Origin of the sequence: Nocardia asteroides, from assembly GCF_900637185.1 — a bacterium.
In the GTDB taxonomy this organism is placed as follows: Bacteria; Actinomycetota; Actinomycetes; order Mycobacteriales; family Mycobacteriaceae; genus Nocardia; species Nocardia asteroides.
Map to the genome: position 1 here is coordinate 1132886 of NZ_LR134352.1, position 25098 is coordinate 1157983.

A 25098-nucleotide genomic window follows, 5' to 3' on the forward strand; every position below is an offset into this window, starting at 1 on the left:
AGCCTCACATGCCTGGTGCGGTCGGGTCGGTCGGGCGGGGCTCACCCCTGCTCCGTCGAGCGTAGTCAACCCGGTGCCGCTGTCGTCGGCGTTGCGCCGGTGCGGTTTCGGTGCGGCCGATGGGGGCGGGTTCATCCGATGACTTCGCGGACAGACCGGGCGGTCCCGGGCTATCGTTTTGAATCAACCGTTCAGCTGATGGTTCCGAGAATTGTTCATATTTTTCTGTCGAGCATGAGGGGCTCGGCAATTCTTCCAGCGTTTCCATCGAGTAACCGTACTGATACATGTGAAGCGAATTGGCTCGGTTGAGCAGTCATATCGGGCCCGCAGTGGCTAACCTCGCCAGCGTTACGCCACGGAATCGAACCGGGAGAGAGCGTTGAGATTCAACAGAGTGACCGCGCTGTTCGCAGCAGGCCTCGCGGTCGCGGGCCTCGGCCTGACCGCGTGCTCGTCCGACGACAGTGCCGACGCGAGCATCGTCACCACCAACGCGGGGGAACCGCAGAATCCGTTGGTACCCACCAATACCAACGAGAACATGGGTGGTCGCGTCGTGGACCGCCTGTTCGCCGGGCTGAAGTACTACGACGCCGCCGGTGAGGCGCACGACGAGATGGCCGAGAAGATCGAGACCACCGACCGCAAGTCGTATCGCATCACCATCAAGCCGAACTGGAAATTCACCGACGGCACCACGGTCACCGCCAAGTCGTTCGTCGACGCTTGGAACTACGGCGCGCTCGCCACCAACGCGCAGCTGCAGAGTTATGTGTTCACCCCGATTGTCGGATTCGACGAGGTGAATGCCGAACAGCCGAAAGCCCAGACGATGTCGGGTCTGAAGGTGGTCGACGACCGCACCTTCACCGTCGAACTGAAATCCCCCTCGATCGATTTCGAGAGCGCGCTCGGATACGCCCCGTTCTATCCGCTGCCCGACTCGGCGTTCCGGGATATGAAGGCCTTCGGCGAGAATCCGGTGGGCAACGGCCCGTACGCGTTCGGTTCGTGGGAACACAACGTCAAGATCGATCTGAAGCCCAACCCCGACTACCCGGGCGGCCGCCCGGCGAAGAACAAGGGCCTGCGCTTCGTCATGTACCAGTCCTTCGAGACCGCCTACGCCGACCTGCAGGCGGGCAATCTCGACACCCTCGACACCATCCCCGACAGCGCCTTGACCTCGTACAAGAGCGATCTCGGCGACCGCGCCATCACCAAGCCGACCGCGCAGAACCAGCACATCGGCATCCAGACCACGGTGCCGCACTTCGCCGGTGAGGAAGGCGTGCTGCGCCGCAAGGCGATCTCGATGGCCATCAACCGCCCGCAGATCATCGACAAGATCTTCAACGGGTTGCGGATCCCCGCGCGCGATTTCACCGCCTCCACGCTGCCGGGCTTCAACGGCAACCTGCCGGGTTCGGAGGTCTTCGACTACAACCCCGACCAGGCCAAGAAGCTCTGGGCGCAGGCCGACGCCATCTCGCCGTGGTCGGGCAAGTACACGATCACCTACAACTCCGACGGCGGCCATCAGGCCTGGATCGAGGCCGTGGCCAACAGCGTGAAGAACACTCTCGGCATCGACGCGACGGTGAACCCGGTCCCCACGTTCAAGAACGTCCGGGACGCGGTCAACGCCAAGACCATCGGCACCGCCTTCCGCTACGGCTGGCAGGGCGACTACCCGACGATGATGCAGTTCCTGTCCTCGCAGTACTACAGCTACTCCGAGACCAACAATGTCGACTACGACAACCCCGAGGTCGACCGCCTCTTCGACGCGGCCATGGCGGCGTCGACCCAGGCCGAGTCCTATCAGCTGATCGCGCAGGCGCAGACGATCATGATCAAGGACATGGCCGACATCCCGGTGTTCGACTACGTCGCCGCGGCGGGCCGATCCGACCGGGTGACCAAGGCCGAACTCGCCTGGAACGGCCTGTTCGACTTCGAGAACATCGAGAAATAGGCACCCGGAGCCGGGCCGGGCCACCCCGAGGTGGCCCGGCCCGCAGCCGTTTTCGGAGGAATGATGGCTTGGTACATACTTCGGCGCCTGCTCCAGATGATCCCGGTCTTCCTGGGCGCGACGCTGCTGATCTACGCGATGGTCTTCCTGATTCCCGGCGATCCGATCAAGGCGCTGGCCGGTGAGAAACCGCTGACCCCGGCGGCGGAGGCGGCGCTGCGCGCGCGATATCACCTCGACCAGCCGTTCATCGTGCAATACCTGCACTATCTGAAGGGCATTCTCACCCTCGATTTCGGCACCTCGTTCTCCGGCAGGCCGGTGCGCGAGGAACTGGCGCGGGCCTTCCCGATCACCATCCGGCTGGCGTTCCTCGCGGTGCTCATCGAGGGCTTCTTCGGCATCGTGTTCGGGCTGATCGCCGGATTGCGCAAGGGCAAGCTGTTCGACTCGACGATGCTGATCGCCAGCCTGGTGATCATCGCGCTGCCGGTGTTCGTCGTCGGCTATCTGGCGCAGTACTTCCTCGGGGTGAAGTGGGGGATCGCGCCGGTGACCGTCACCGGGAAGGCGAGTCTGGGGGAGCTGCTGGTCCCCGCGTTCGTGCTGGGCTCGCTGTCGTTCGCCTATGTGCTGCGGCTGACCCGTAACTCGGTGGCGGAGAACAAGTCCGCCGACTACGTCCGCACCGCCACCGCCAAGGGGCTGGGCCGCAAGCGGGTGGTCACCGTGCACATCCTGCGGAATTCGATGATCCCGGTGGTGACCTTTCTCGGCGCCGATTTCGGCGCGCTGATGGCGGGCGCCATCGTCACCGAGGGCATCTTCAACATCCCCGGTGTCGGCGGCACCATGTACCAGGCCATCATCCGGGGCGAGCCGCCCACGGTGGTGTCGTTCGTGACGGTGCTCGTCGTCATCTTCCTGGTGATGAATCTGCTCATCGACCTGCTCTACGCCGCGCTCGACCCGAGGATCCGTTATGCATGAGAGCCAACGGCATTTCGTGGCCCCCGCCGACGAGGTGGAGGTGCTGGCCACCGACCGGGTGGTCGAGGCGGGGACGCCCACCAGCATCTGGGGCGACGCCTGGCGTCGATTGCGCCGCAATCCGGTATTCCTCGTCGCGGTGGTGCTGATCCTGCTCGTCCTGATGGTGGTGGTGTGGCCGTCGCTGTTCACCAGCCAGGATCCGCGGTTGTGCCTGGGCGAGTACGGCATGGACGGCCCGCGCCCCGGCCACCCGTTCGGTTTCGACAAGCAGGGCTGCGACGTCTACGCGCGCACCATCTACGGCGCGCGCGCCTCGGTCACCGTCGGTATCGGCTCGGCGCTGCTGTTCCTGCTGGTCGGCGGTCTGCTCGGGGCGCTGGCCGGGTTCTACGGCGGCCTGCTCGACACGGTGGTCTCGCGCATCGCCGAGATCTTCTACGCCATCCCGATGGTGCTCGCCGCCATCGTGCTGCTGCAGCTGCTGCGACCCGCGACGGTGACGGCGGTGATCCTGATCCTGGTCGCGTTCACCTGGCCGCAGGCCGCCCGCATCGCGCGGGGCGCGGTGATCGAGGCCAAGAACAGCGAATATGTCACGGCGGCCAAGGCGCTGGGTGTGTCGCGGCTGGGCACGCTGGGGCGGCACGTGCTGCCCAACGCGGCGGGCCCGCTGATCGTGGTGGCCACGCTGTGGCTCGGGGTCTTCATCGTCACCGAGGCCACGCTGTCGTTCCTCGGGGTGGGTCTGCCGCCCGACATCGTGTCCTGGGGCGCCGATATCGCGCGCGCCAAGTCCGAGATCCGCACCTCGCCGATCCTGTTCTATCCGGCGACCGCGCTGGCCCTCACGGTGCTGAGTTTCATCCTGCTCGGTGACGCGGTCCGCGACGCACTCGATCCGAAGGAGCGCACCCGATGAGCGACACGCCGCTGCTGGAGATCCGTGATCTCGACGTCTGCTTCACCACCGAGGGCAAGCGGGTGCCCGCGGTGCGCGGAGTGAACCTCACCGTCTTCCCCGGTCAGACCGTCGCGATCGTCGGCGAGTCCGGGTCCGGCAAGTCCACGACGGCACACGCGATCATCGATCTGCTGCCCGGCACCGGCCAGGTCACCGGCGGACAGATCCTGTTCGACGGCAAGGACCTGACCCAGGCCACGGCCAAGGAGATCGTCGCGGTGCGCGGCAACGGGATCGGGCTGGTGCCGCAGGACCCGATGTCGAACCTGAACCCGGTGTGGAAGATCGGCTTCCAGATCCGGGAGACCCTGGCGGCCAACGGCATCGCCACGGGCGACGCCGCGCGCAAGCGCGCCGTGGAACTGCTGGCCGAGGCCGGGATGAAGGATGCCGAGCGGCGGGTCAACCAGTACCCGCACGAGTTCTCCGGTGGCATGCGCCAGCGCGCGCTCATCGCCATCGGGCTCTCCTGCCGTCCGAAACTGCTCATCGCCGACGAGCCGACCTCGGCCCTCGACGTCACCGTGCAGCGGCAGATCCTGGGCCATCTCGAACAGCTCACCAGCGAACTCGGCACGGCCGTGCTGCTCATCACCCACGACCTCGGCCTGGCCGCGGAACGGGCCGAGCACCTGGTGGTGATGTATCGCGGGCGGGTGGTGGAATCCGGACCGGCGCTGCAGATCCTGCGCGATCCACAGCACGCGTACACCAAGAAGCTGGTGAGCTCGGCGCCCTCGCTGGCCGCGCAGCGGATGTCGTCGGCGCGGCAGCGGGCGGCGGTGCGCGCACAGGCCGTCGAGGTCGCCGAGGCCGACAGCCCGGCAGGCGACACACTGCTGGACGTGCGGAACCTGTCCAAGGCGTTCAAGATTCGCGGCAAGCGCCCCTGGCAGTCCAGCGACTTCGCCGCTGTCGACGACGTGAGCTTCACCGTCGCCCGCGGCACCACCACCGCGATCGTGGGCGAGTCCGGCTCGGGCAAGTCGACCATCGCGCAGATGGTGCTCGGCCTGCTGGAACCCACCTCGGGCACGGTCGCCTTCGACGGCAAGGACGTGGCGGCTCTGGATACCAAGGGCGCCTTCGCCTTCCGTCGAAGAGTACAGCCGATCTTCCAGAACCCGTACGGCTCGCTCGACCCGATGTACTCCATCTTCCGCACGATCGAGGAGCCGCTGCGCGTCCACAAGATCGGCACGGCCGCCGAGCGGGAGGCGGTGGTGCGCGACCTGCTCGACAAGGTGTCGCTCCCGTCCTCGGTGCTGCGCCGCTATCCCAACGAGCTCTCCGGTGGCCAGCGCCAGCGCGTCGCGATCGCGCGGGCACTGGCGCTCTCGCCCGAACTGGTGGTCTGCGACGAGGCCGTCTCCGCGCTCGACGTGCTGGTCCAGGCCCAGATCCTGACCCTGCTCAACGACCTGCAGGCCGAGCTGGGACTGACCTACCTGTTCATCACCCACGACCTCGCCGTGGTCCGGCAGATCGCCGACAACGTCCTGGTCATGCGGGCAGGCCGGGTCGTCGAGGCCGCCACCACCGACGAGGTGTTCGCCGCGCCGGAGCAGGACTACACGCGGGAGCTGCTGGAGGCGATCCCGGGACGGGAGCTGCTCACCGGCTAGCCCGCCCGATCCCCGGCGAAACCGCTGTTCAGCGGCGTAACCTGCGAGAAGTCCGAAGCAGTGCGAATCGCGGGGTAGGGGACGCCGATGGACCGGATCGATGCCGAACGCCAGGCCGAGCTCGAAGCGCGCCGGCGCCGCGCGCGCACCCCCGCGGCGAAGCGGCTCGCCGAGGAACCGTGGCCGGATCGCAGCTGGCCGCGGGTGGCCGGGCTGCACGTGGTCGTCGGGCCCGGGGTGTGCGAACGGTAGCCTCGTATGCCGTGACTGATCCGCTGCAGCCCCTGGTCGACCTGCCCGGCGTGCGTGAGGCCGCCGACAAGGCCCGCGACGCGCTCGCCGCGGTGCACCGGCACAAGTCGAACCGGCGCGGCTGGGCCACCACGGCCGCCGAGGCCGCGGTGCGCGCGGCCAGGTCGTCCGCCGCCATCGAGGGCGCGAGCACCGAACTCCCCGCCGACGGCCAGGTCGCCGATCCGGTCCTGGCCGGCGCCCTGCGGGTGGGCCAGGCACTCGACGGCGACGCCATGACCAACCTGGTCGGCACCTGGCAGCGCGCGCCGCTACAGGCGCTGGCCCGGCTGCACCTGCTCGCCGCGGCCGACCTCGTCACCGACGAACAGGACCTCGGCAGGCCGCGCGCCACGCCCGGCGTCGCCGAGCGGCTCGACCTGCTGGTGCAGACCGTCCAGACCAGCAAGGCGCCCGCGCCGGTGCTCGCGGCGGTGGTGCACGGCGAACTGATGACCCTGCGCCCCTTCGGCACGGCCGACGGCGTCGTCGCGCGCGCGGCTTCCCGGCTGGTCTCGGTGTCGAGCGGGCTGGACCCGCGCAACCTCGGCGTTCCCGAGGTCTTCTGGCTGCGCCGCAGGCAGGCCTACCTCGACGCGGCGGCCGGATTCGGCATGGGCACCGCGGAGGGCGTCGGCGGCTGGGTGCTGTTCTGCGCGGGCGCGCTGGAAGACGGTGCCCGCGAGGCGAACTCGATCGCCGACGCCGCCGCGGGCTGAGACCTCCCCGGACATCGAAGCGGGCGGCGTGCCGATTACTCGGCCTCACCGCCCGCTAGCACGGAACACCCGGTTACCAAGCGTGCTCGGTGGGTTGTGTTCGGTGGCCTCGGCGATCATCCGAACCCCGCCGGTTCATCCCCGCAACCTGTGCGAGGCCTTCGCCGACGACTGCCCGAATTTCGCAGGCCCACAACTCTGCTGCCCTTGTCGCGGCGCGCTCCGCGTGGGTGCCTGGCGTCCGTGCTGGGAAGGGTGGGATGGGAGGCGAATGCCTTCTCTTCCGGCTCCGTCTTGGCCTTCCGTCCTTCCGTGACTCCATTCTTACACTGTGACGGCACTCACAGCAAGGGTTCCGAAGGCATCACCGGATACGAACGTTTTCGGCGTGTCGCCTGGTGATTCGTGCATCTACGTTGCAGGTCAGCGTCGTTTCCGCAGCAGCCGGTAGCTGATCGCGCCGGCGATGATCGCGCTCAGGCCGACCGCCGCGGTGGCCGCCACGGTGGTGGTCGACGGCGCCTGGAACCGCGACCACAGCGACACCGGATTGGAGAAGGTGAGCACCGGCCAGCCACGGGTGACGGCCTCCTTGCGCAGCGCCCGGTCGGGGTTCACCGCCGTGGGATGGCCGACCGCGCTCAGCATCGGCAGATCGGTCACCGAGTCGGAGTAGGCGTAGCACTTGGCGAGGTCGTAACCCTCTGCGGCGGCCAGCTTCTCGATCGCGGCGACCTTGCCCTCGCCGTAGCAGTAGAACTCGATGTCGCCGGTGTACTTGCCGTCCTCGACGACCATCCGGGTCGCCTCGGTGTGCGAGGCGCCGAGTACCTCGGCAATCGGCCCGACAATCTCCTCACCGGACGCCGAGACGATCACCACGTCGTGTCCGCGGATCTTGTGATCGGCGATCAGGTCGGCCGCCTCGGCGTAGATCAGCGGGTCGACGAGATCGTGAAGTGTCTCGGCCACAATGGATTTCACCTGCTCGACATCCCAGCCGGCGCACATGTTGGCGAGGTTTGCCCGCATTCGTTCCATCTGGTCGTGATCGGCGCCTGAGAGGAGGAACAAAAAGTGGGCGTAGCTGCTCTCCAGCACGGCTCTGCGGTTGAGCAGACCCTGTGCGTAGAACGGTTTGCTGAAGACGAACGCGCTCGACTTGGCGATCACCGTTTTGTCGAGATCGAAGAACGCGGCGACCCGTCCGCCGGGCACCGGTGTCCGGCTCGACGAGGCGAGTCTTGTGTCCGGAGGCGGAGTCTGGTCGCGTTCGGCGGTCACGACAACAGGATAGGCACCCCGCGCCAGAAGCGCAGGAGGTGCCCGTCGGGGCCGCTGTCCGGGTTTGCCCCGGGGACGCCGGAGGGCGCGAATCGCCGAAAGATGGTGGCGAACGCTACTTGCGCCCCCGGCGGGGGATGGGTGTAGTATTGCTGACACCTGGACATGGTCCAGGCGCGTTCAGCCCGACCCCCCGGGGCTGAACCCGACGGCCCCAGCCTCCTCCCCCCCGGCTGGGGCCGTCCTCTATTCCGGGGTAGGTCGCGAAAGTTCTCCACACCCCCGAGTTATCCACAACCGCGCAGTAGCGTCTTTTCGTGGTCTGTCGGCGGCGTCACGCTGACCTGCATGAACCTTCTCGCCGCACCGCCCGCCGCCGGCCTCGCACCCGCCCTGGTCCTCGTGCGTGACCCGCGACTGCGCGCCGAAGTGCGCCGCGTCGCCGCGGCCGCCGAACGGGTCACCGACGAACGGGACCTTCCTGTCGGCAGGCACGCGTGGTCGGGGGCGGGGTTGGTGATCCTCGATACAGCGGCTGCCGCCGCGGCCGCGGCGGCAGGCTGTCCGCGGCGGCCGGGAATCGTGCTGGTCACCGAGGGCGAGCCCGCGGTGCCGGACTGGCGGGCGGCCACCGCGGTGGGCGCCGAGCGGGTTGTCGCGCTCCCCGGCGGTGCCGTCGACCTGGTCGAACAGTTCGCCGTGCATGCCGAGGCCGGGGGTGGTGAGGGTGTCGTCGTCGCGGTGGCGGGCGCCGGTGGCGGGGCCGGTGCGTCGACGCTGGCCGCCGCTGTCGCCCTACGCGGGGCCGCGCGGCGCTGTCGATCCGACACCGTGCTCATCGACGGCGCGCCGCTCGACGGCGGGATCGATCTGCTGCTGGGGATGGAGAACGTCGCCGGATTGCGCTGGCCGGACCTCGTCATCGAGGACGGCCGGGTCTCCGCCGCCGCGCTGCACAACGCGCTTCCCGCCGCCGCTGCCGGTCTGGCCGTGCTCTCCTGCGGTCGGCACGACACCGACCGACCACCCACCGAACTGACTTCGGCGGCGGTGCGCGCTGTGATCGAATCCGGCAGAGCCGCAGGCGATCTCGTGGTCTGCGACGTCTCCGGCGAGCGTGGCCCCGCCGCCGACGCGATGGTCGACGCCGCCGATCTCGTGGTCCTCGTCGTCCCCGCGCGGCTGCGCGCCGTGGCGGCCGCCGAGGTGGTATCGGCCTATCTGGCCGCACGAAATCCCAACCGTGGCTTGGTTGTTCGCGGACCGGCGCCGGGCGGCCTGCGTGGCGCCGAGGTGGCCGAGGTGCTCGGGCTGCCGCTGCTGGCTGCGGTGCGCGGACAGTCCGGGCTGGCGGCACGGCTGGAGCGCGGCGGGCTCAGTGTGCGGCGGCGCGGTCCACTGCGCGACGCCGCCGACGCCGTGCTGGCCATGGTCGGGGCGGAGGCCCGATGACCACCTTCGTCACCGTCGACCTGCTGGAACGGGTCAGGGAGCGGCTCGCCGAAGCCGCGGGCGACCCCGACGCGGCACAGCTCGCCGCCGCCATCCGTGCCGAGGCGGGCGGCGTACTCGCCGACACCGACCTGCTGCGTGCTCTGCGCCTGCTGCAGACCGAGATGACCGGTGCCGGCCTGCTGGAACCGCTGCTGCACGATCCGCGGGTGGCCGACGTGCTCGTCACCGGACCCGACGCGGTGTGGGTCGACCGTGGTCACGGACTCGAGCGGACCGAGGTGCGCTTCGCCGACGAGGCGGCCGTGCGCCGACTCGCCCAGCGGCTGGCACTCGCGGCCGGGCGCAGGCTCGACGACGCGCAGCCCTGGGTCGACGGCAAGCTGGCCGGAACCGAGGCCACCCTCGGCGAGGCCTTCGGCGTCCGCCTGCACGCGGTGCTCGCCCCGGTCGCCCACGACGGCACCTGCCTGTCCCTGCGGGTGCTCAGGCCCGCCACCCAGGGCCTGGCCGCGTTGTCCACCGCCGGATCGGTCCCGCCCGCGGCGCTGCGGCTGCTCACCGACATCGTGCGGGCCCGGCTGGCTTTCCTCGTCGTCGGCGGTACCGGTGCAGGCAAGACCACGCTGCTGTCCGCGCTGCTCGCCGCGGTGGACCCGGCCGAGCGGATCATCTGCGTCGAGGACGCGGCCGAACTGGCGCCGGTGCATCCGCACGTGGTCCGGCTGGTCGCCCGCACCGTCAATGTCGAGGGCGTCGGCGCGGTCACCGTGCGCGACCTGGTGCGTCAGGCGCTGCGGATGCGCCCCGACCGCATCGTCGTCGGCGAGGTACGCGGCGCCGAGGTCGTCGACCTGCTCACCGCGCTCAACACCGGCCACGACGGTGGCGCAGGCACGGTCCACGCCAACTCTCCGCAGGAAGTCCCCGCCCGGCTCGAAGCGCTCGCCGCCCTCGGCGGCATGGACCGCGCGGCCCTGCACAGCCAGCTCGCCGCCGCCGTCCAGGTCGTCCTGCATGTCCACCGGCGCGCCGACGGCACCAGGGGTCTCCACGAGATCGGCGTCCTCGAACGGGACCCCTCGGGAGTGCGCATCACCCCGGCTTGGCGATCCGACGACAGTCCGACACCCGGTGCGGCGGAACTGCACCGCTTGATTCAGGGGAGGCTCGCATGAGAACCACAGAGGCCGGCGAATGGCCGATCCGCAGTCATCCGGATCTCGACGTGGTAGGTGGACTGCACCGCCGCGCACCCGCTGACGCGCTGTACCGCAGAGCTCTGCGCTCGGTCCGCGCGCGGGCGAGCGGGGGTCACAGCGGTGCGGACGCGGATCGAACCCGGAGTCGAGTCCGCTGCGGTGACTGGCCGCTCCGCGACGTAGGGAATCGTGTTGGCGGGCAGTCTGAGTCATGCGGCTGCACCGGGCGCGGCGCGCCCCTCGACATGGATCACTACAGTTCCGACCATCTCCGGAGTGGTGAGTCCTCCGGCGTTCAGGATCGCGCAGGTAGCGGCCTCGATGCCGCTATACAGACTGCGGCACAACGCAGCTCGGACTCGACTTCCCACTTCGACCACCGCCGTGATCCTTCTGCTGATGCTGGTGGCCGCCCTGTGGCAGTGGCCAGCGTGCCGTGCGTGGTCGATCTCCGGCAGGACGATCGGCAGCCGGCGAGCTATGACTTGGCCTTCGCGGCATTTCAGTTGGTCGCGACGTCGACTGCTGGTGCTGCCCGAGGTGAAGGGGCTGCCGGAGAGGGGAGTCGCGCAAGTGGTGCTGCCCTCCATCGTCTTTCGGGATGCGTCGGGCGGGTGCACCACTCGTCGTCGTGACATCGGGCTGACCACCATGGAATCGAGTTTGCGTCGGCGCGAACAGGTTTCCGTCGTGGTGGTCGACGGCCTGGCGTGCCGGGGAAATATCAGTCGGCCCAGCGTATTCATCGTCGGTGACCGACACCTCGACCGTGGCGCGGGTCTGTAGCCACCGGCCGAGGGTGACCGGATCGGTGAGTTTGCGGCCGTCCTCGGGGCGCAGATCCGGGATCGGCACCTCGTGGAAGGCCTAGCTCGGGCGGACCACCTCGGCGGCGTTGGGCAGCCCGAGGGTGTCGTAAGCGCACTCTCGGGTGGTAGCGCAGCGGTGGGAGTCCTGCGCCATATGTGTTCGGCCAGTCGCCGGATGTGGGCTGGCGGTGTGCGGCCGCCAGCCCAGGCAACAGCACGGCCGGTGGCGCGCGCAAATCCCAGTCGCAGCCTGGGCTCCGTGATGGCGCTCGGGGTTTGAACAGCCGCGGATATCACCGTGCGGTAAGTGCCCGTAGGGCGCACTGGATAGAGGGAATCGAAGGGAATGTGTATGGCGTTCGGGCTGCTCTGCTGTGCGTTGGCCGTGCTGGCAGTGCCCGCTGCGGGTGACCGTCGCCGGTTTCGGCGGATGTTCGGCGCGGGATCGGCTCGGCCGCGGAAGCGGGTGCCGGTCGAGTGGGCCGTGGGAACAGCGTTGGGTTGTGCGGCATTCGGATTCGGGATCGGGACAGGAGTGGCGGCATTGATCGTGGGTGGGACTGTGGCGGTGCGGCATCGACGTGGTCGCGGGGATCGACTGCGGCGGGCGGAGTGCACGCACCTGCTGGCCGGACTCGAGGCGGTCATCGGGGAACTGCGAGTCGGCGCGCATCCGAGCGCGGCAGCGGAGGCCGCGGCGGCCGAGTCGCGCGGGGAAGCGGCTCGCGTACTCGCGATCAGCGCGGGTCGCAGCAGACTGGGCGGCTCCGGCGCGGACGGCTGGCTACATCCGGATTCACCGGTCGCCGAGGAACTGTCGCGCATCGCGACCGCCTGGCGGGTCGCCGAGCAACACGGCCTGGCCCTGGCCGAACTACTGGCCGCCGCCCGCACCGACCTTCTCGGCCGCACCCGCTTCCGTGACCGCACCGAAGCGGCTCTAGCCGGCGCCCGCGCCTCCGCCACCGTCCTCGCCTGCCTCCCCTTGGTCGGCATCGCCCTGGGCCACCTCATGGGCGCCGCCCCTCTCGCAGTCCTCCTCGACTCATCGGCCGGCGAATTCCTCCTCCCCCTGGGAGCCGCCCTGGCCTGCTGTGGACTGCTGTGGACAGATGCCATCACCCGCCGCGGCACCACATGAACCACCACATCCGCAACGCGCGCAGCACTACCGACACCGGCGCCCGCTACCAGCGCCGTCGACACCTGCTCCCCGTCGTCGAAACCCTTGCTCCCGCAGCCGACACCCGGCTGCCGCGGCCGACACCCGGTTGCCGCAGACACCCGGTTGCCGCCGACACCCGGTTGCCGCCGACACCCGGTTGCCGCCGACACCCGGTTGCCGCAGCCGACACCCGGCCGCAGCCGACACCCGGCTCCCGCAGCCGACACACCTGGCTCCCGCCGCAGACACCCGGCTCCTGCCGCAGACACCTGGCGCCCGCAGCCGACACACCTGGCTCCTGCCGCAGACACCTGGCTCCCGCCGCCGACACCGGCGCTCGCTGCCAGCACCGTCGACACCGCTCCCGTCGTCGTCGCAGGCGTACGACCTGCTGGTCAGCGTCTGCGACCGGCGACGACCTACTCGGCGAGCGCTTCCGTCCAGCCTCCGTGCTCATGCTGGTCACCGGTCTGGCGAACCGACAGCGGAGATCGACCGGTTCGACGATGCCGGGTTGCGCGCCGGCCTCGGCGATTCGGCGGCGGATCTCATCTGTTTCGAGCCGGCGGCGAAGGACGCGCGGGGGTCGAGACCGAGGCTGCAGGTCGCCGAGAACAGATGCGGTTCGGCTGCGAGGACATGCTCGATCGAGTTGCGAAGGGGGAGTGCAGTGGACGTGGGGATGACGGTGTCGCCGCTTGCCTTGCTGTTCATGGCGGGGGCCGTAGTGCTGTTTCCGGGGCGGGTTGCGGTGAGCCGGCGGTTACGTGGGCTGGGGCGGGTGCGGGTCACCGTGGTCGCGGCGGGGCAAGGGGAGGCGAAGGTCGATCCGCTGGGGTCGGCCTCGGCGTTCGATCTGCTGGCCGCCTGCTTGCGGGCGGGGCTGCCGATGGCGGCGGCCGCGCGGGCCGCGGCGCCGACCGCGCCATCCATACTGCGGGCCGCGTTGTGCAGAGCCGCCGATCTGCTGGCGCTGGGCGCGGACGCCGCCACGGCGTGGGAGCGGGCGGCCGTCGATGCGGCGGGGACGGCGGGAGCCGACGAAGTGGAGGCACTGGCCAGGATGGCGCGGCGGTCCGCGCGCTCCGGCGCCTCGCTCGCCGCGGCGGTCGGTGAGCTCGCCACGCAGCGGCGAGAAGCCGTGGAGGACGCCGCGGTCGCACGGGCCGAGCGGGCCGGCGTGCTGATCGGCGGGCCACTCGGGCTGTGCTTCCTGCCCGCCTTCGTCTGCCTGGGGATTGTGCCGGTGGTGATCGGGCTGGCCGACCGGGTCCTCGGCGACGGCGGACTGCTGTGACCGGCCGCGTGGCGGCCGCGGAGTCGTCACCGTGTGGAACGTCCGCGCGGTGTGGAAGGGAAGGGGATCAGGATGACGTTCGCACGCACCGTATATATAGGAGCGCGGACGCGGATCACGCGCCTGCTGCTCGACGACGACGGGATGTCCACGGCCGAGTACGCCATCGGCACGATCGCGGCCGCGGCGTTCGGCGCGGTGCTCTATGGGGTGGTGACGGGCGACAGCATCGTCAACGCGTTGACCCAGATCATCGACAAGGCGCTCAACACGAGTGTGTAAATCCTTGCGGCACAGGTATTCTCGGTGACGACGCAGGCGCGGTGACGGTCGAGGCCGCCATCGCCCTCGCGGCACTGGTCGCAGCGGTGGTGCTGTGTATCGGTGCGCTGCTCGCCGCGTCGACCCAGGTGCGCTGTGTCGACGCGGCCCGTGAGGCGGCTCGGCTGGCCGCGCGCGGCGACACGGCGCAGGCCGTCGCCGCCGCGCGGACGGTCGCACCGCCGGGCGCGGTCGTCGAAGTCCGTGGTGGCGGCGACCGGGTCACGGCCGTCGTCACCGCGGGCACGCCGTTGCTGCCCGGTCTGCGCTTGCGGGCCGAGGCGGTCGCGGTGACCGAGCCGGGAGTCGGCTCGTGACCAGGCGGCTCGCCCGCGACGAGGGCGGTGCCACGGTCTTCGCCTGTGTCGTCCTGGCCGGACTGCTCGCGCTGACGGGAGTGGTCGCCCAGGTGGGCGCCGTCGTGGTCGCCCGCCACCGGGCACAGGCCGCGGCCGACCTCGGCGCGCTCGCCGCAGCCGGTGTGCTGACCGAAGGAGCCGAGGCCGGGTGCGCGGAGGCGGGCGAGGTCGCGCGACGCATGGCCGTCCGGGTCGAGCGGTGCGACGTCGAGCAGTGGGACGCGGTGGTCGTGGTGCGAGCGCGCGCGGCCTTCGGCGTGTTCGGTGTGCGCATCGTCACCGCGGCGGCCAGAGCCGGGCCGGTGGACGACACCGGGTGACGCGGAAGTGTCAACACTGGCCCGTGGTTGTTCCGTCCCGAACTAATCCGCCATTCAGCGGAGACATATTCTCCGAATTTCCGTGCGCATTCTTTTATGAGTGAGGAACAAAATGAAATCAACCGTGTGACGTCCGGTTCCGGGCCCATTGGCAATGCGTCAGTTAACCTGAGAGTTATCCTCTTTATTCGTCGGGGTCCACGTCGTCGCTGGTCAACGCAAAACCGGACAGGCGACCAGCATTCGGACAGTTGTGGTGTAGCGCCGGTCACGTGTCCGCTGCGGCGGTATTACGAATCGACGGCGGGGTCCGGATGCGCTCGCAGCTCGCCCAGGACGGCGGCCAGCAGGCGGGCCGCGGCGTCCTTGTCCAGCGGGTTGTTGCCGTTGCCGCACTTGGGTGACTGCACGCACGAGGGGCACCCGTCCTGGCATCCGCAGCTGCGGATCACGCTGAGGGTGGCGGCCAGCCACGGCGTGAGCTGGGCGAATCCGCGCTCCGCGAAGCCGGCGCCGCCGGGCTGTCCGTCGTAGACGAACACGGTCGGGGCCCCGGTGTCCGGGTGTTCGGCGATGGACACACCGCCGATGTCCCAGCGGTCGCAGCCCGCGACCAGGGGCAACATGCCGATCGCGGCGTGTTCGGCGGCGTGCAGCGCGCCGGGGAGTTCGTCCTCACCGATGCCCGCGGCGGCCAGCAGTTGGGGTGTGACGGTATAGAGGACCGCCTTGGTGTGCAGCGTCTGGGCGGGCAGATCGAGTTCCACCTGGTCGAGCACCTCGCCGGTGACCAGCGTGCGCAGGTAGCCGACGACCTGGTTGGTGACCGCGACCTGCGCGGATGCGGTGGTGACGCCGCCGCACACGCGCTGTTCGAGCACCGTGTCGACGGTGATCGAGGTGACCTGGCGGGCGCTGGTGGTGAAGCCGGGATCCACCTCGTTGACGAAAGCGACTCCGCCCTCGAGGTCGAGTTCGTCCACCAGGTAGGTCTCGCCCTGATGCAGGTGCACGGCGCCGTTGTGCAGGGTCGCGGGCGCGCGACCGGCGTCGGCGGTGCCGAGCAGGCGGCCGGATTCGGCGTCGACGATGGCGATCGGTGTACCGAGCCCGCCCCGCACGTCGACGGAGTCGTGCGGGTGGGTGTGCGCGGTGACATGCCAGCGGCCCTGCCCGCCGCGCAGGCCGGGCCGTCGGCGGATCAGGCCCTGTCCGGCCAGGTCGGCGAGCACATCGGCGGCCGCGAGCTCGCTGACCTCGGTGTCGGTGAGCGGCAGCTCCATGGCGGCGCACAGGAGTTGTGGACCGAGCACGTAGGGGTTGGACGGATCGGTGATGGTGGCCTCGATGGGCCGGTCGAGCAGGGCGGAAGGGTGGTGGACCAGGTAGGTGTCGAGTGGATCGTCGGTGGCCACCAGGACGACCAGCGAACCCTGTGAGCGCCTGCCCGCGCGGCCCGCCTGCTGCCAGAAGGACGCCACGGTGCCGGGGAAACCGGCGATGACCACGGCATCGAGGCCGGCGATGTCGACGCCGAGCTCGAGCGCGTTGGTGCTGGCCGCGCCGAGCAGCGAGCCCTCCGACAGCGACCGCTCCAGCTCACGCCGGTCCTCGGCGAGATAGCCCGCCCGATACGCGGCGACGCGTTCCTGCAGCTCGGGTGCCCTTTCGGCGAGGACGCGCCGGGCGTCGAGGGCGATCAGTTCGGCGCCGCGACGGGAACGCACGAAGGTGAGTGTCCGCGCGCCTTCGGACACCAGACTCGCCATGATCTTGGCCGCCTCGCCGGTCGCGGTACGCCGCACGGGCGCGCCGTTCTCCCCGGTCAGCGCCGCGCTCAGCGGCGGTTCCCACAGGGCGACGGTCCGTGCGCCGCGCGGGGAGGCATCCGTCGTGACGGCGCTGACCGGCGCGCCGATCAGCCTGCTCGCCGACGCGGCGGGGTCGGCGGAGGTCGCCGAGCAGAAGATGAACACGGGGTCGGCGCCGTAGAACGCGGCCAGCCGGCGCAGCCTGCGCAGCACCAGGGCGACGTGCGATCCGAAGACGCCCCGGTAGGAGTGGCATTCGTCGACCACCACGTACCGGAGGTGGCGCAGCACCCTCGCCCAGCGCTGATGCGAGCGCAGCACCCCGACGTGCAGCATGTCGGGATTGGTGAAGATCCACCTGGCATTGGCCCGCACCCACTGCCTGACCTCGGCGGGAGTGTCGCCGTCGTAGCTCGCCGGGTGGGTTTCGCGCAGCGGGTTGTCGTGGATCAACCGGCCTACAGCGCGCAGCTGATCGGCGCCGAGCGCCTTGGTGGGGGACAGGTACAGGGCGGTCGCGCGTGGGTCGTCGTGCAGTGCCGCGAGCACCGGCAGTTGGTAGCCGAGAGATTTCCCGGATGCTGTGCCGGTGCTGACGACAACGTGCTGACCGGCCGCGGCGAGCTCGGCCGTGCGGGTCTGGTGCTCCCACGGCCGCTCGATCCCGATCGCGTCCAACGACGTGACCAGGGCGGATGGTGTCCATTCCGGCCAATCCGTGGTCCGGGCTCGGCGCGCGGGCAGCTCGGCGACGTGGGTCAGTGGATCGCCGCCGGCGGCAGCCTCCATCAGGACACGATTCAGCAACGATCGACCGTAGCTTTCGCTCTCCGCAGGTCGCTGGACCTCGGTCCGCTCTGCCGGATTCATCCCATCGCCCTCTCGCGCCGCGCCGGAAGTGTGAAACGTGTGTGTGCGGCAAGCCCCACCTGCGTTTTCGTAACCCAATAGCGACCTGGGTCACAGCAGGTTTGCTGGAAGCTCACCCGGTTATCGTGAAGCAAACAGACTGGAAGTACGGATTCACCCAATCTCTCCCTTACCTGCGCATTCGCAAGATCAAGAATTTTGCAAATTGTCGGTAACTCGACTGTCGAATTGCTCAAAGACATGGTTCACTGGGTCTCGGTCGCAAGCTTCTGTGTTCGAGGGACGGATCGAAAGTCCAAACCGTCAGCAGGATCGATGTTGCGAACGCCGTGCTCAGGCTTTCCTTGCAGGGGGACCCACAGTACAGCGGTCGGAACGGACCCGGTGGACGAACCCAGTTGTCCGCCGTTCCGGTAAGAAAGAGAAGGAACAGAATGGCACAGGGAACTGTGAAGTGGTTCAACGCGGAGAAGGGGTTCGGCTTCATCGCGCCCGAGGACGGCTCCGCTGACGTCTTCGTCCACTACTCGGAGATCCAGGGCACGGGCTTCCGTACCCTCGAGGAGAACCAGAAGGTCGAGTTCGAGGTCGGCCAGGGCACCAAGGGCCCGCAGGCCACCGGCGTTCGCGCGCTCTCCTGAGCTGCGAAACGAAACAACGCCCGTCCCCCATCTCCCACGCGGAGGTGGGGGACGAGCCATTTCCGGGTAAAGTCGCCCAGAACCACGCCGCTCGACAGGGCAGCGAACCCGCGTCGTCGGCCGCCGTGAACGCGGCTACCCAAGTGCGCAGGGTATAAACGTCACTGGTGGCGATGTCCGAACGTCGCGCCGTCTGCCCCAGCCGCGCACCGAGCGGACCTCCCGACGCGCGGATATAGAAGGAAGGTGTTCGCCGGTGGCAACACGAGACCGCAGCTCAGCCGACCAGGGCCGACCCCTGCGTCGTCTCGTGATCGTCGAGTCACCGACAAAGGCCCGCAAGATCGCGCCCTACCTGGGTCGCAACTACACCGTCGAGGCCTCGGTGGGCCACATCCGCGACCTGCCACGCGGCGCCGCCGACGTGCCCGCCAAGTACAAGGGCCAGTCCTGGGCCCGCCTCGGTGTCGACGTCGATCACGACTTCGAGCCGATCTACGTGGTCAGCCCGGACAAGAAGGCCAAGGTCTCCGAACTCAAGAGCCTGCTGGCCGACGCCGACGAGCTCTACCTCGCCACCGACCCCGACCGCGAGGGCGAGGCCATCGCCTGGCACCTGCTCGAGACACTCAAGCCGAAGGTCCCGGTCCGCCGGATGGTCTTCCACGAGATCACCGAGCCCGCGATCCTCGCCGCCGCCGCCGACACGCGCGAGCTCGACAACGATCTGGTCGACGCGCAGGAGACCCGCCGCATCCTGGACCGCCTCTACGGCTACGAGGTCAGTCCGGTGCTGTGGAAGAAGGTCATGCCGCGCCTGTCGGCAGGCCGCGTGCAGTCCGTGGCCACCCGCGTCATCGTGCGGCGCGAGCGGGAGCGCATGGCGTTCCGCTCCGCCGAGTACTGGGACATCGCCGCCAAGCTCGACGCCGGTGTCGACGAGAGCTCCGATTCGACCAACCCGCGCACGTTCGGCGCGCGCCTGGTCCAGGTCGAAGGCGACCGGGTCGCCTCGGGCCGTGACTTCGGCTCCGACGGGCAGCTCAAGTCGGCGTCCGGCGTCGTGGTGCTGGACGAGGCGTACGCGCGCCGGCTCGCCGAGGCGCTCGACGGCGCCGACCTGGTGGTCTCCTCCGCCGAGGCCAAGCCGTATTCGCGCAAGCCGTACCCGCCGTTCATGACCTCCACGCTGCAGCAGGAGGCCGGACGCAAGCTCCGCTTCACCTCCGAGCGCACGATGCGGGTGGCCCAGCGCCTGTACGAAAACGGCTACATCACCTACATGCGTACCGACTCGACCACGCTGTCGGAGTCGGCCATCGCCGCGGCGCGCTCCCAGGCGACCCAGCTCTACGGCGCCGAGTACGTCTCGCCGACGCCGCGCCAGTACACGCGCAAGGTGAAGAACGCCCAGGAAGCGCACGAGGCGATCCGTCCCTCGGGCGACACGTTCATGACCCCGGGCCAGCTGGCATCCAAGGTCGACCAGGACGAGTTCCGGCTCTACGAGCTGATCTGGCAGCGCACCGTCGCCTCGCAGATGGCCGACGCGCGCGGCACCACGCTGACCCTGCGCATCACCGGCACCGCCCGTACCGGCGAGGAGTGCGTGTTCTCCTCCTCGGGTCGCACGATCACCTTCCCCGGCTTCCTCAAGGCGTATGTCGAGAGTGTCGACGAGGAGGCGGGCGGCCAGTCCGACGACGCCGAATCCCGTTTGCCCGCGCTGGAAGAGGGCCAGGGCGTCACCGCCGTCGAGCTCACTCCCGACGGGCACAGCACCAACCCGCCCGCGCGCTACACCGAAGCCTCGCTGATCAAGACGCTCGAGGAACTCGGTATCGGCCGCCCGTCGACCTACTCCTCGATCATCAAGACGATCCTCGACCGCGGCTACGTGTACAAGCGCGGTAGCGCGCTGGTGCCGTCGTGGGTGGCGTTCGCGGTGGTCGGTCTGCTCGAGGCGTACTTCGGCCGGCTGGTCGACTTCGACTTCACCGCCGCGATGGAGGACGACCTCGACGCCATCGCCGGCGGTCGCGAGCAGCGCGGAAACTGGTTGTCCAGCTTCTACTTCGGCGGGGACAGCGGCGCCGAGGGTTCGGTCGCGCGGTCCGGCGGCCTGAAGAAGATGGTCGGCGAGCAGCTCGACGACATCGACGCCCGCGAAGTGAACTCGATCAAGATGTTCGTCGACGACGAAGGTCGCGACGTGGTGGTCCGGGTGGGCCGGTTCGGTCCGTACCTGGAGCGGATGGTCGTCAATCCCGATGACCCCGACGGTGATCCGGTGTCGCAGCGGGCCAATCTGCCCGACGATCTGCCGCCCGACGAGCTCACCCCCGAGGTGGCCGAGAAGCTGTTCTCGACGCCGCAGGAGGGCCGTTCGCTCGGTGTCGATCCGGTGTCGGGGCACGAAATCGTCGCCAAGGAGGGACGTTTCGGTCCCTACGTGACCGAGGTGCTGCCCGAGCCGCCCGCGCCAGAGCCGTCGGCCACCCCGGCGAAGAAGACGGCCAAGAAGGCCGCCGAGGTCAAGCCGCGCACCGGTTCGCTGTTCAAATCGATGGACCTGGCGACGATCACCCTCGACGACGCGCTCAAGCTGCTGTCGCTGCCGCGCGTCGTCGGCGCCGACCCGGCCTCGGGCGAGGAGATCACCGCGCAGAACGGCCGATACGGTCCGTACCTCAAGAAGGGCACCGACTCGCGTTCGCTGGCGACGGAGGAGCAGCTGTTCTCGGTCACCCTCGACGAGGCGCTCAAGCTGTACGCCGAGCCGAAGCGCCGGGGTCGCCAGGCCGCCAGCGCGGCGCCGCTGCGTGAGCTGGGCAACGACTCGGCCACCGGCAAGCCGATGGTGATCAAGGACGGCCGGTTCGGCCCGTATGTCACCGACGGTGAGACCAACGCCAGCCTGCGCAAGGGCGACGAGGTCGAGTCGATCACCGACGAGCGCGCCTCCGAGCTGCTCGCCGACCGCCGGGCGCGCGGTCCGGTGAAGAAGGCGGCGAAGAAGACCACCGCGAAGAAGGCCGCCAAGAAGGCTCCGGCGAAGAAGACCGCGGCCAAGTCGACGGCGACGAAGACGGCGACCAAGACCGCCGCCAAGAAGACCGCGGCGAAGAAGACGGCGGCCAAGAAGGCGCCCGCCAAGAAGGCGGCGGCGAAAACCGCTGGTACCGACGCGGACTGAACGGTGATCCGGCCGTGCGGAAAAGCTGTCGGACCGCGCGGCTAGGGTGTAGCGCGTGGCAGGTGTCTTCGATCGACTGGTCGGCCAAGACGTGGTCGAGGCCGAGCTGACGGCTGCCGCGACGGCGGCCAGGGCGGGCGTCGTGACCGGCGCGATGACGCATTCGTGGCTGTTCACCGGCCCGCCCGGCTCGGGTCGGTCGATCGCCGCGCTGTGCTTCGCCGCCGCGCTGCAGTGCACCGATCCCGACACCGTCGGCTGCGGTCGCTGCCATGCCTGCACCACCACCATGGCCGGAACCCACGGTGACGTGCGCCGCGTGGTGCCCGAGGGGCTGAGCATCAGCACCAAGGAGATGCGCGAGATCGTCCAGGTGGCGTCGCGGCGGCCGAGCACCGGCCGGTGGCAGGTCGTCGTGGTGGAGGACGCCGACCGGCTCACCGAGGCGGCGGGCAACGTGCTGCTGAAGGTGGTCGAGGAACCGCCGGACCGGACGGTGTTCCTGCTCTGCGCGCCCTCGGTCGACCCCGAGGACATCTCTGTCACATTGCGTTCGCGGTGCAGGCACGTGCACCTGGTGACGCCGTCGATTCCCGCCATCGCGCAGGTGCTGCGCGAGCGCGATCAGCTCGATCCGAAGACCGCCGACTGGGCGGCCTCGGTCAGCGGCGGGCACGTCGGCCGGGCGCGCCGCCTGGCCACCGACGAGGACGCGCGCAAGCGCCGTCAGCGCGCCCTCGCCCTGGTCTCCGCGACGGAACGGCCGGGCGCCGCCTACGCCGCCGCCGACGAACTGGTGAAATCGGCCGACGACGAAGCCAAGCAGATGAGCGCCGAACGCGACGACCGCGAACGCGACGAACTGGCCACCGCCCTCGGCGCGGGCGGCACCGGCAAGGGCGCCGCCTCGGCCACCCGCGGCTCGGCCGGCGTGCTCAAGGAACTCGAACGCCGCCAGAAGTCCCGCGCCACCCGCACCGGCCGCGACGCGCTCGACCGCGCCCTCATCGACGTGGCGGGCATGTACCGCGACGCGCTCGCCATGCGCTTCGCGGGCCGCGGCGTCCGCATCACCCTCACCCACCCCGACATGGCCGCCGAGATCACCGACCTGGCCACCAACGTCCGCCCCGAGGGCCTGCTCCGCAGCATCGACGCGGTCCTGGAATGCCGGGAAGCTCTCGACCTCAACGTCAAACCCCGCTTCGCCGTCGCCGCCATGGTCGCCACCCTCATCGCCGCCCGCTCGGCCTGATCCAGGCGAATCTGTCGCCCCCCAGGGTCATACTTGCTGCATGGGGTGTGAGGTTGTTCGGGGGACGGTCGGTCGTATCGAAGGATCCGGGAGATGAGCCGCCGCCGGGCCAGGCCGGGGCGCTATCGGTCTCTCCATGTTCATGGCTATCGCAGCGCTTCGGTCACACCGATCCTGCTGGCTCTCGGCGGGCTGGTCGGCGGCGTGTTCCTGCTGCTGGTCATCCTGACCGTCACCCACATGGATTCCCCCGACGACCAGGGGGACGCCCCGACGAGTACCGGCGGCGTGGTGCAGACGACGGCCGCCGCGGAACCACTACGGCCCGCACCAACCGCGCCTCCGTCCTGCTACCCCTTCCAACCCTCGTGCTGAAGGCACCCGATGACCTGCCGTTTTCGCGTTCTGACCGCGAGACGATAGACTCGCACCGCCGATAGGTACGCCGCCTTAGCTCAGTCGGTAGAGCGCTTCACTCGTAATGAAAAGGTCGGGGGTTCGATTCCCCCAGGCGGCTCCGAGGTAGAAGGCCCTTTCCGGGAATCCGGGAAGGGCCTTCTACCTTGCGTGCGGGCGTAGTCACGGCGGGCCCGCAGCGGTGCTGCGGTTCGTTGCGGCACAGCAAGATTCATGTCCCGTCAGTAGTGTCATGGGCGTGGTTACCGCCTTGATCGCCGTCGTCGGCACGCTTCTGGGTGCTGCGTTCACGCACTACTTCCAGCGGGTCAACGCGGATCGGATGCTGCGGCAGAGCCGTGATGACCGGCTCAGGCAGGATCTCCTGTCGGCCTACCATGACTTCGCGAGCGCCGTGATCGACTACCGGCACCATCAGATCAAGCGGTGGCATCAGCTCTCGCAGAATCCGGGCGCCGAGCAGCAGTTGCGGCACGAGGCATACGACATGCGGGCGGCGGCCAACACTCAGCTGTTGCGGATCAGGTTGCTGAACGGCGATGAGCGGATCGTCCGGCTGGCGGGTGAGGCCATCGATGCCGCTAGGTCTATTCAGCGGGTCGGGGTCGATCCCGGAACAGCCGAGGACCATGAACTGCGCCATCGGGCGGCGAGGTCGGCGATCGACGAATTCGTTCGATGCGCGGCAGACACGGTGCAGCATCGCGAGCCGCGGAGCCGATCCCGAGTATTGCGGCTGCCGGTTCTCGCGCGGGAGCGTTCCGGCATCACAGCGAACTGACGTCGGTGACACGAGTAAGGCCCCCGTCCGGGAGGGCGGGGGCCTTTTCTCAAGTTTCTCCCGAACCGATCGCCGTTGACCGGGGCGGGAGAACCGACTCGGGTCAGCGGGCGGCGACGTTGCGGCGGGTGGCCCGAGAGTTGGTGGCGGAGTGCAGGATCTGGAGGAGGATGGCGTCGAAGGACTCGGAGTCCTCGATGTTGCTGAGGTGGCCGTGCGCCAGGACGTGGAAGTCGGCCAGGTGGCCGGTGCGGCGCAGGATGTCGACGATCGAGCGGGACATGCGCTGCGGGAGCAGGCGGTCCTGGGCGCCGGCGATGACCGTGGTGGGCACGGTCAGGTTGGCGGTGCCCGCCGACAGGTCCATGTCGGCCATCGCGGCGGCGTGGCGGCCGCGCGCGAGCGGGCGGCAGGAGCGGATGATGCCGATCGCGAAGTCGACCTCGTCGGCGGTGGCCGCCGGGGTGAGGATGCGGTAGCGGAACAGCTGCTCGGTGAACCAGCCGCCGGGGATCGGCACCGGCGCGGTCAGCAGCGACTCGCTGAAGGGCTGCGGCATGCGCACCGGCGCGCCGAGCACGGTCACCGGGTACTCGGCGAGGGTGAGCTGCTTGTTCAGCACCGGGAGCAGGTCGGTTTCCCCGCGGATGTCGGCGTTGGCCGTATTGGCCAGCAGGACGGCGGCGGCGCGCTCGGACACCTGCTCGGGGTGGTGCTTGGCCCAGGCCTGGATGGTGAGACCACCCATGCTGTGCCCGGCCAGCACGGCCTTCTCGCCCGGACGCAGCGTCGCGTCCAGGACAGTGGCGAGGTCGTCGGCGAGGGTGTGCTCGCTCGGGGCGACGGTGCCCAGCGTCGACTCGCCGTGGCCGCGCTGGTCGTAGCTGACCACGCGGTATTCGCCGGCGAAGGCGGTGATCTGCGGATTCCAGTATTCGATGCTGCACGCCCAGCCGTGGATGAGGACCAGGGTGGGGGCGGTATCGGGGCCGTAGACGTGCACCCGCAGGTCGGCGCCGTCGGCGGTGGTCACCGGGACGACCTGGTGCGCCACAGCGGGGGCGTTGAGTTTCGCGGTCGCGAAACTGCGGGTACGCAGTCCGGCACGGAACTGTGCGGTCAGTACGCCGGTCTCGAACTGCGAGACCAGGGATCGCGCTGCCGCGAGCGTCATCATCGACTTCGCAAGCATGTCGGCACTCCTTTGTGTCGTAGGCCACCGTACAGTGCGAGCTGGGGTGCTAGCTAGTGTTAGCGGGTCACAGTGTCCCATTTGTTGTGAACTGGGTCACTGGCCGAGCCGACATAGTGAGATCGCCCGAAAACGCCGGAAAATTACAGCGTGGCG

At 69.4% G+C, this 25098-nt stretch carries 23 protein-coding genes and 1 tRNA gene; 20 read left to right on the forward strand and 4 right to left on the reverse strand.

Annotated features, from left to right (window positions below; genetic code table 11):
* Positions 1-382 precede the first annotated feature (382 nt).
* The 6 genes from EL493_RS05400 (at position 383) to EL493_RS05420 (ending at position 6570) form a co-directional block, all read left to right on the forward strand.
* Complete coding sequence (locus tag EL493_RS05400) at positions 383-1981, forward strand: peptide ABC transporter substrate-binding protein (protein ID WP_198041186.1); 1599 nt, start codon at positions 383-385, stop codon at positions 1979-1981.
* 63 nt (positions 1982-2044) lie between these two features.
* Positions 2045-2971, forward strand: a complete 927-nt coding sequence (locus tag EL493_RS05405; protein ID WP_022566468.1) for an ABC transporter permease — start codon at positions 2045-2047, stop codon at positions 2969-2971.
* The gene (locus tag EL493_RS05410; protein ID WP_019044583.1) at positions 2964-3893 is read left to right on the forward strand and encodes an ABC transporter permease; all 930 of its coding nucleotides are present in this window, start codon (positions 2964-2966) and stop codon (positions 3891-3893) included. The genes EL493_RS05405 and EL493_RS05410 overlap by 8 nt, the downstream gene beginning before the upstream one ends.
* Positions 3890-5560 (forward strand): ABC transporter ATP-binding protein, encoded by a 1671-nt coding sequence (locus EL493_RS05415; protein ID WP_019044584.1) that lies wholly within the window; start codon positions 3890-3892, stop codon positions 5558-5560. The genes EL493_RS05410 and EL493_RS05415 overlap by 4 nt, the downstream gene beginning before the upstream one ends.
* Before the next feature lie 87 nt (positions 5561-5647).
* Positions 5648-5812 (forward strand): hypothetical protein, encoded by a 165-nt coding sequence (locus tag EL493_RS32200; protein WP_019044585.1) that lies wholly within the window; start codon positions 5648-5650, stop codon positions 5810-5812.
* A gap of 11 nt (positions 5813-5823) precedes the next feature.
* On the forward strand, positions 5824-6570 hold the full coding sequence (locus EL493_RS05420; RefSeq protein ID WP_019044586.1) for a Fic family protein: 747 nt from the start codon (positions 5824-5826) through the stop codon (positions 6568-6570).
* Between the two features lie 423 nt (positions 6571-6993).
* On the opposite strand, the gene EL493_RS05425 is transcribed toward EL493_RS05420, so the two are convergent.
* Positions 6994-7788: an HAD-IB family hydrolase gene (locus tag EL493_RS05425; RefSeq protein WP_019044587.1), complete on the reverse strand. Its 795-nt coding sequence runs from the start codon at positions 7786-7788 to the stop codon at positions 6994-6996.
* A 414-nt stretch (positions 7789-8202) separates the two neighbouring features.
* Here EL493_RS05425 and ssd point away from each other — a divergent pair, with 414 nt between their 5' ends.
* The 4 genes from ssd to EL493_RS05440 all read left to right on the forward strand — a co-directional run bounded on the left by ssd (position 8203) and on the right by EL493_RS05440 (position 12458).
* Positions 8203-9306, forward strand: coding sequence for a septum site-determining protein Ssd (gene ssd / locus EL493_RS05430; RefSeq protein ID WP_019044588.1), 1104 nt, complete (start codon positions 8203-8205; stop codon positions 9304-9306).
* Positions 9303-10484 carry a TadA family conjugal transfer-associated ATPase gene (locus EL493_RS05435; RefSeq protein ID WP_019044589.1) on the forward strand — a complete coding sequence of 394 codons (1182 nt, stop codon included), beginning with the start codon at positions 9303-9305 and terminating at the stop codon, positions 10482-10484. Before ssd ends, EL493_RS05435 begins: the two co-directional genes overlap by 4 nt.
* A gap of 408 nt (positions 10485-10892) precedes the next feature.
* Complete coding sequence (locus tag EL493_RS32205) at positions 10893-11294, forward strand: hypothetical protein (RefSeq protein ID WP_157028732.1); 402 nt, start codon at positions 10893-10895, stop codon at positions 11292-11294.
* A gap of 573 nt (positions 11295-11867) precedes the next feature.
* A complete protein-coding gene (locus EL493_RS05440) occupies positions 11868-12458 on the forward strand; it encodes a type II secretion system F family protein (protein WP_198041187.1) in 591 nt (196 codons plus the stop codon).
* Positions 12459-12944: 486 nt separating this feature from the next.
* Here EL493_RS05440 and EL493_RS32210 read toward each other — a convergent pair whose 3' ends face one another.
* Positions 12945-13196: a hypothetical protein gene (locus EL493_RS32210; RefSeq protein ID WP_162178116.1), complete on the reverse strand. Its 252-nt coding sequence runs from the start codon at positions 13194-13196 to the stop codon at positions 12945-12947.
* Here EL493_RS32210 and EL493_RS05445 point away from each other — a divergent pair.
* The 4 genes from EL493_RS05445 (at position 13165) to EL493_RS05460 (ending at position 14779) form a co-directional block, all read left to right on the forward strand.
* Positions 13165-13779 (forward strand): type II secretion system F family protein, encoded by a 615-nt coding sequence (locus tag EL493_RS05445; RefSeq protein WP_030204139.1) that lies wholly within the window; start codon positions 13165-13167, stop codon positions 13777-13779. The two genes, EL493_RS32210 and EL493_RS05445, sit on opposite strands and share 32 nt — an antisense overlap.
* 72 nt (positions 13780-13851) lie before the next feature.
* Positions 13852-14061, forward strand: coding sequence for a DUF4244 domain-containing protein (locus EL493_RS05450; RefSeq protein ID WP_022566466.1), 210 nt, complete (start codon positions 13852-13854; stop codon positions 14059-14061).
* Between the two features lie 41 nt (positions 14062-14102).
* Positions 14103-14417 (forward strand): TadE family type IV pilus minor pilin, encoded by a 315-nt coding sequence (locus EL493_RS05455; protein WP_019044594.1) that lies wholly within the window; start codon positions 14103-14105, stop codon positions 14415-14417.
* Entirely contained in the window at positions 14414-14779 is a 366-nt protein-coding gene (locus tag EL493_RS05460) for an Rv3654c family TadE-like protein (RefSeq protein ID WP_019044595.1), read from the forward strand. The genes EL493_RS05455 and EL493_RS05460 overlap by 4 nt, the downstream gene beginning before the upstream one ends.
* Before the next feature lie 290 nt (positions 14780-15069).
* Here EL493_RS05460 and EL493_RS05465 read toward each other — a convergent pair whose 3' ends face one another.
* Positions 15070-17379, reverse strand: a complete 2310-nt coding sequence (locus tag EL493_RS05465; RefSeq protein WP_019044596.1) for a DEAD/DEAH box helicase — start codon at positions 17377-17379, stop codon at positions 15070-15072.
* 515 nt (positions 17380-17894) lie between these two features.
* On the opposite strand from EL493_RS05465, the gene EL493_RS05470 reads away from it, so the two are divergent.
* From EL493_RS05470 to EL493_RS05495, 6 genes are all read left to right on the forward strand, one after another.
* Positions 17895-18101, forward strand: coding sequence for a cold-shock protein (locus EL493_RS05470; protein ID WP_019044597.1), 207 nt, complete (start codon positions 17895-17897; stop codon positions 18099-18101).
* 256 nt (positions 18102-18357) lie between these two features.
* Positions 18358-21297, forward strand: coding sequence for a type I DNA topoisomerase (gene topA / locus EL493_RS05475; protein WP_036836776.1), 2940 nt, complete (start codon positions 18358-18360; stop codon positions 21295-21297).
* A 55-nt stretch (positions 21298-21352) separates the two neighbouring features.
* A complete protein-coding gene (locus tag EL493_RS05480; RefSeq protein WP_030204142.1) occupies positions 21353-22552 on the forward strand; it encodes a DNA polymerase III subunit delta' in 1200 nt (399 codons plus the stop codon).
* A 93-nt stretch (positions 22553-22645) separates the two neighbouring features.
* Positions 22646-22927, forward strand: a complete 282-nt coding sequence (locus EL493_RS05485; RefSeq protein WP_019044600.1) for a hypothetical protein — start codon at positions 22646-22648, stop codon at positions 22925-22927.
* Positions 22928-22996: 69 nt separating this feature from the next.
* Positions 22997-23069, forward strand: a tRNA-Thr gene (locus tag EL493_RS05490).
* 138 nt (positions 23070-23207) lie between these two features.
* Positions 23208-23750: a hypothetical protein gene (locus EL493_RS05495; RefSeq protein WP_126405573.1), complete on the forward strand. Its 543-nt coding sequence runs from the start codon at positions 23208-23210 to the stop codon at positions 23748-23750.
* A gap of 103 nt (positions 23751-23853) precedes the next feature.
* Here EL493_RS05495 and EL493_RS05500 read toward each other — a convergent pair whose 3' ends face one another.
* Positions 23854-24942, reverse strand: a complete 1089-nt coding sequence (locus tag EL493_RS05500; protein WP_022566464.1) for an alpha/beta fold hydrolase — start codon at positions 24940-24942, stop codon at positions 23854-23856.
* Positions 24943-25098 lie beyond the last annotated feature (156 nt).